Origin of the sequence: Stieleria sp. (assembly GCF_041595215.1) — a bacterium.
Lineage (GTDB): Bacteria > Planctomycetota > Planctomycetia > Pirellulales > Pirellulaceae > Stieleria > Stieleria magnilauensis.
The window spans coordinates 1-4,912 of sequence record NZ_JBFHKV010000651.1 but is presented as its reverse complement, the minus strand read 5'-3'; the positions used below and the strand labels follow the sequence as shown (position 1 = coordinate 4,912).

2 protein-coding genes are annotated in these 4,912 nt (G+C 59.3%); one reads left to right on the top strand and one right to left on the bottom strand.

The annotated features are described in order from the left end of the window. Positions 1–255: 255 nt before the first annotated feature. Entirely contained in the window at positions 256–1,872 is a 1,617-nt protein-coding gene (locus ABX749_RS21835; RefSeq protein ID WP_372897846.1) for an isochorismatase family protein, read from the bottom strand. Between the two features lie 331 nt (positions 1,873–2,203). On the opposite strand from ABX749_RS21835, the gene ABX749_RS21830 reads away from it, so the two are divergent. Beyond that, positions 2,204–4,912, top strand: a 2,709-nt coding sequence (locus tag ABX749_RS21830; protein ID WP_372897845.1) for a serine/threonine-protein kinase, incomplete at its 3' end; no start/stop codon positions are given.

Genomic DNA, 4,912 nt, shown 5'->3' with positions numbered 1-4,912 from the left:
GAACCGTGTTGTTCTGTTCAACCCCCTCGGGGTTGGCGGCCTGAAGGTGACCGGATCTTGGGGTGCGCCAACGCGACCCCAAGCTTTGATGTGGCACGCCGCTGGCGTGAAACTGCGATGTGGTTGGCGTCCGTGAATGTTCCCATGACGCCGTGGGGAGCGAAATGCATCAGCAATACTTTTCACATCCCTCGCAGCGCGTGAGGAATCGCCTAAAGGCTAGACACCAACGTGCGCTGGTGTGCAGGCTTTCGCTCACTTGCGTTGCTTTCCACCGCCGGCGGCGTAACGTTTGTTCTGCGCTTCGACTTCGGCCAGCGTGTGGGGTTCCAGGCCACAGGCCCAGTGGATCCCCGCCGAGAGAAACGCTTCGAACTCGGCTTGCTCGAAATCCTGGACGTGTCCCAGCGAGGTGTAGAACGAGCGTCCGCCGTCGTTGCGGATGAAGGTCCATGCGACCGGCTGGGCCGTTTCACCTTCGACCATTCCTTCCAGTAAGACTCGAGCGCCTTTTGCCAGCGGCGCCGTTTTGTAGAGCGATCCGCCGGGCTGAATGTTCATCGCGCCGGTGCTCGAAACGATCGGATCATGGATCGCATCGGTGCGCCGGCGGAGCGTGGTTTTCAGTGAGTTTCCGAAGTGGCCGGTGTAGTTACCGCCGAACACATCGGCATCGAAGCTGTCCCAAACGCCTTTGCCGTCCGGTGCGGGTTGGTCCCGTAGCGAAAAGGCGTGGCTGGCGGTGCGGATGCCGATCACGGGTTTGCCTTGCCGGACAAACTCGCGGATCAAATCGAGATCGCGCTGCGGCAGAGCGCGCCTACGGACACTCACCAGCAACGCATCAGCGTCGGCCAACTGCTCGATTCCTACGATCTCGTGGCGTTCGGTGTCACTGCCCCAGGCAAACTGGACGCTGAAGTGTGTCGACAGATGTTTTGCCGCGAACGCCGGAAGCGTTTCGTTGGTCTGGTACTCGTTTTCGGCGACCAGCATCAATAGACGGATGCGGTGGTCGCCGGCGAAGCGAAACGCTTGATCGCCGAGAACTTGATCGCTTGAAATCGTCGGGCACACGTAGCGTTCGACGTGTGCAACGATCAAATCGGTGCCGGTGAAGTGGCTGGCATAGGGCCAGGCTCGGTCGTCGTACATGGTGTCGGTCAGGTCGCGCGCCAACACGACGTTTTTGCCAGCCGAGGCGAGCCGGCGCAATCCGAAGGGGCGTCCCAGCACACACATGTTGGTGTGCACGCCGACCAAGATGACGTTGTCGATTCCCCGACTGGTCAAGATGCTCCAGATCTCCGTGCCGCTATCGCTGATGAAGTCACGCTGGTCATCGATGCCGATCACGTCGACTTGGCGTTGCCACGGCGCCCGCGGGTTGCGCCCGATGGCAGCCAGTCGTTCGGCCCATTGACGGTGGTCGTCGGCATCGTCGTCTTCACCGCCCTCGGATTGGTCGATCGGATACGCAGCGGCCTCTTCACTAGGGATTTGATCACACCAGCTGGCGATGTCAGCGGGCATCGTGGCGGCCGCCGGGATCGCCGTGACCCGGGCGCGCGCCGGGTGGTTTTGATAGGCCGGCATGCAACTGCTGGGGGCGTGGATGATCGTCACGCCTCGTTCTCGCAACGTGTCGCAAAAACGATCGATTCGGGGGGCAAGCTGCGCGACACGTCGGACCGCGTTGACGCAGTGATGGGAATCCCACATGTCGCAAACGATCACGGCCGTGCGGTCCGGATCCCATTGTTCGTCGCGGGTCAAACGATGGAATCGAGGTGACCCTTCGGCGGTGGGCGCTTGGTAGCGCAGTTGCAAATTCAACGACTGGGCGGACGCGGGCGGCAAAGCGGACATCATCAGGGAGAATCCAAAGGTCAGTACGATCGAAGGGAGCAGAGCTAGCGGATTCATGACGGGGGAGGGGAATTTGGGGGCCGGGGCGGGGTTTCCGATCAGTGTAACCGGTTTGCGGCTAATACGACTACAATGTGTGGTTGCGGGGGCTGCTCCTATCGAACGTTCTGCAGATCAATCTCTTATGCCGCATGCGCATGGCGACCCGCCGAAGCAATCCTTGATTGAACTCGACCTTGGTGAATTACTACCGGCGTCCCGAGACGACAATGGGGATGAAGGAGCAGTTGGTCAGACACGTTCCATTTCGATCGAATCGCTCGATCGGCAATCTGTGCCCCGTGTTTCGGAGCGTTATCAGATTTCAGAATTGCTGGGTGAGGGTGGCTATGGACGTGTTTTTAAAGCCTACGACGAGCAACTCCAACGCCACGTTGCCATCAAGATTCCGCACCGGCATCGAATCACGTCACCGGCTCAGTTGGATCGCTATCTAGAAGAGGCTCGCACGCTCGCCAAACTGGAGCACCCCGCCATCGTTGGCATCTATGATGTCCTGCGAAGCAGCGACGATCTGCCCTGCATCGTCTCGGCCTACATCGACGGTTCCAATTTGGCCGATCGCATTCGCGCCCAACCCTTGACGCTTCGCGATGCGCTGGAGGTGCTTGCGGAGATCGCCAAGGCGCTCAGTTACGTCCACTCGCAGGGGATTGTGCATCGCGACATCAAGCCCGGTAACATCCTACTCTCTCAGGCGGAGAAACCGTTCTTGGCCGATTTCGGGCTGGCTCTTCGCGATGAATCGGCTTTGTCATCCCGAGGACGCGTCGGGACGCCGGCCTACATGAGTCCGGAGCAAGCACGTGGGGAAAGCCATCTGGTGGATGGACGCAGCGATATCTTCTCTCTCGGCGTGATCTTGTATCAGATGTTGACCGGGCATCGACCGTTCGCTGGAAGCGACCATGATTCGATCGTCGAAAGTTTGCTGCGAAAGGAACCCCGACCGCCAAGGCAGTTGATCAGTTCGATCCCGCGTGACTTGGAACGGATCTGCATGAAGGCGCTCGCCAAGCGGGCGTCAGATCGATACGGAACCGCGTCAGATTTTGTCGACGACATCGAGTTTTTCTTGTCATCGTGTCAGGATCGATCGGTCGAAGTCGATTCGCGAGAGAGTGCCGATTCGGCGGTCACATCGCGGGTCGCCCCGGGCATCGTTCCGCGTGGGCTTCGTTCGTATGGACGTCACGACGCAGACTTTTTTCATCGGCTGATCCCCGGGCCGCGAGACCGCGATTGGGTGCCCGAAAGCTTACGGTTTTGGCAGCGCCGAATCGTTGCCAGCGACGACGGCGAATGGCCGCGAGTGGGCGTGTTGTATGGACCCTCGGGATGTGGAAAGTCATCGTTTGTCAAAGCGGGGTTGTTGCCGCTGCTGGGAGATTCGGTCACCACGGTGTTCGTCGAAGCGACACGCGATGAAACCGAGATGCGATTGCTGCGCGGCATTCGGAAACGCCATCCCGATCTTGAATTGAACGCGACGTTGACCGAGGCCCTCGCGACGTTGCGGCACGGTGGCGAGTCGCCCCGCGGATCGAAGTTGCTACTGGTGATCGATCAATTTGAACAATGGCTGCACGGTCGCGGTGACGAACAGTCATCGGAACTGGCCGCCGCGCTGCGCCAGTGCGATGGTCAATCCGTTCAGTGTTTACTGCTGGTGCGTGATGATTTCTGGTTGGCACTGTCGCGGTTCATGGCCGCGCTGGAAGTGCCTGTTCGGCAGAACCACAACGCATCGTTGGTGGATCTATTCAGCCCCGAACATGCCCGCCGAGTCCTGGCGGAATTCGGCGTCGCGTACGACCGAATCCCCGCCGAGGTCTCCGCCCGATCGATTCCGCAGAACCGCTTTTTAGATCGATCGATCGAAGGGCTCACCCGGGGCGGAAAGGTGTTTCCGGTACGACTGGCGTTGTTCGTCGAAATGGTGAAAACTCAGCCCTGGGACGAACAAACGATCGATCGAATGGGCGGCATCGAAGGAATCGGATTGCAGTTCTTGGAGGAATCCTTCAGCAGCGATTTGGCACCCGCGGCACAACGCACTCATGAACCCGCGGTGCGAAAAGTGTTGAGATTGTTGTTGCCCGAACCGAACGTCGACATCAAAGGAAAAATGCAGTCCGAGACGGTGTTGTTGGAGGCATCCGGCTACCAAGGGCAACCGGCTTTGTTCAAGGAAATGATTCGAATCTTGGACAAGGAGTTGCGTTTGATCACACCCACCGACCCGGCGGGGTCAACCAGTGGTGACGAAAGCATCAGCCAGTCCAGCGATGGTGTCGCCTTTTATCAATTGACGCATGATTACTTGGTCCCGGCGGTCGAACGATGGATCACGCGGCGACAACATCAAACGCGGCGGGGACGCGCCGAACTTCGGTTGGCCGAATATGCTTCGATGTGGTCTGTCAAACCGGCCCCGAAATTTGCGCCCTCGTGGATCGACTGGGTTTCGATCCGGATCTTGTCGTCACCGGATCGTTGGAACGCGACTGAACAACGGATGATGCGGTCCGCGACGCGCAACCATCTGCTGCGAAGCACGCTGATTTTGGCGGTGGTGATGATCGTCACCACCGTCGGTTGGGGCGTCTGGAGACGGTCCAGTGCCCAGGCGACCGTGCTGCAACTCCAGACCGTCCGCACGGCCGAACTCAGTGAAGTGCTGGATCAGATTCGCGACCACGGTGACTTCGCATCCGCCGCGCTGCGGAGGTCATGGTCCGATGCGAAGCCCAATAGTCGCGAACGGATCCTCAATCAACTCGGCCTGTTGCAGACCGATCGGTCACAACGCGCCGAACTGATCGATCAGTTGCTGCGTCTTGATCTGCCGCTTTTGATGGTCTCGCTGGAACAACTCGGTCCACTTTCGACGGAGGAATTGCAACCAGCAATCATCAATGTCCGTGATGCAGAGCGACCGTCCGATCAACGGCTTCGCGCGGCAATCATGATCGCAAACCAG

Bases quoted from the DNA above. Each gene is read 5' to 3' on its own strand.
- ABX749_RS21835 (WP_372897846.1), bottom strand. From the start codon at position 1,872: ATGATGTCCGCTTTGCCGCCCGCGTCCGCCCAGTCGTTGAATTTGCAA.